This is a genomic window from Coleofasciculus sp. FACHB-712, from assembly GCF_014695635.1.
Classification (GTDB): Bacteria; Cyanobacteriota; Cyanobacteriia; order Cyanobacteriales; family FACHB-T130; genus FACHB-T130.
In genome coordinates this window covers 1-1,835 of the sequence record NZ_JACJOQ010000127.1, presented here as the reverse complement: position 1 = coordinate 1,835, position 1,835 = coordinate 1, and the positions used below count along the sequence as shown (strand labels likewise).

General features: G+C 50.5%; 2 protein-coding genes. One reads left to right on the top strand and one right to left on the bottom strand.

Translation table 11 applies throughout. The features are described from left to right. Positions 1-77: 77 nt before the first annotated feature. Complete coding sequence (gene purB / locus H6F50_RS03220) at positions 78-1,373, top strand: adenylosuccinate lyase (protein ID WP_190426281.1); 1,296 nt, start codon at positions 78-80, stop codon at positions 1,371-1,373. 105 nt (positions 1,374-1,478) lie between these two features. On the opposite strand, the gene era is transcribed toward purB, so the two are convergent. Beyond that, the coding region (era, locus tag H6F50_RS03215; RefSeq protein WP_190426279.1) for a GTPase Era at positions 1,479-1,835 on the bottom strand (357 nt) is incomplete at its 5' end.

Genomic DNA, 1,835 nt, shown 5'->3' with positions numbered 1-1,835 from the left:
CAAGAAGCATTTTTTGAGTCGCGGCATATCTGACCGTCAGTTGTACAATAAAACGGTTGTATTCTGCGACACTTGCTGTGATCGAGCGTTATACGTTGCCTGAGATGGGCAACCTGTGGACTGACACCTATAAACTGAAGACGTGGCTCCAGGTTGAAATTGCAGTCTGTGAAGCCCAAGCTGAACTGGGTTATATTCCAACCCAGGCGGTTGAGGAAATTAAGGCGAAGGCTAATTTTGACCCGAAGCGGGTGCTAGAAATTGAGGCTGAAGTCCGCCACGATATGATCGCGTTCTTGACAAACGTCAATGAATATGTAGGCGACGCGGGGCGCTATATTCACCTGGGATTAACCAGTTCGGATGTGCTGGATACAGCTTTGGCACTGCAACTGGTAGCCAGCTTGGATGTGTTGCTGGCAGGGGTGGAAGATTTGATTGCAGCAATTCGCCAGCAGGCGCAGCAGCATAAAAGTACGGTGATGATTGGGCGATCGCACGGCATTCACGCGGAACCGATTACATTTGGCTTTAAGCTGGCGGGATGGTTGGCAGAAGTATTGCGATCGCGAGAGCGCCTCCAGCGTCTTCGCAAAGAAATTGCCGTTGGCAAGATTTCCGGTGCAGTCGGAACCTACGCCAATATTGAGCCGAGAGTTGAAGCGATCGCTTGCCAAAAACTGGGACTTGAAGCGGATACAGCATCGACGCAAGTAATTTCGCGCGATCGCCATGCCGATTTTGTACAAACTTTGGCTTTAGTGGCTGCCTCAATTGAGCGGTTTGCTGTTGAAATTCGCAACCTGCAACGCACAGATGTTCTGGAAGTCGAAGAATTCTTCTCCAAAGGGCAAAAAGGCTCCTCTGCGATGCCGCACAAGCGCAACCCGATTCGTTCGGAGCGATTAACGGGAATGGCACGAGTTGTTCGGGGTCACGCCGTCGCCGCCTTAGAAAATGTCGCCCTTTGGCACGAACGGGACATCTCTCACAGTTCTGTGGAGCGGATGATCCTGCCCGATTCCTGCACCATAACGCACTTCATGTTAGCGGAAATGACCGATTTGGTGAAAAACCTACTGGTTTATCCCGAAAACATGGAGCGGAATATGAATTGCTACGGCGGCGTCGTCTTCAGCCAGCGAGTCATGCTCACCCTGGTAGAAAAAGGAATGAGCCGCGAGGACGCCTATGCAACGGTGCAGTCTTGCGCTCATCAAGCGTGGAATAAAACCGATGGCGATTTCCACGATTTGATTGCTAAGGACAGCCGCGTTACACAGCATCTTTCTTCAGAAGAAGTTGAGGCGTGTTTCGCTCCGCAGCATCATTTGCAGCATTTAGACGAGATTTATCAACGTTTGGGGATTTGAGGAACTGCAAAGACGCACTAGCGGAGCCATGCGCGTTAGCGCTATAGAGCGCGAAGGAAGAAAAAGAAGGGTTTTCTTCCTTCGTGTCCTTCGCGTCTTTGCGGTTTATTCCTGTTCCACCCTGTACCCCAAATCTGCTAAATGTAGTCGAGACTGCCGCCATTTCGGCTGCACTTTCACAAATAACTCCAGATAAACTTTTCCCGCAATTAACTTTTGGATTTGTTCGCGGGCAGCGCTACCAATCGCTTTGAGCATCGTTCCGCCTTTGCCAATCAAAATCCCCTTTTGCGAGTCGCGTTCAACGTAGATAGTCGCCAGAAGGCGAGTAATCGTTGGTTCTTCCTCTACCATGTCAATCGTAACGGCGACTGAGTGGGGAACTTCTTCGCGGGTTAGCAGCAAAATTTGTTCTCGAATCAGTTCCCCCATGATGAAGCGTTCCGGCTGGTCGGTAACATA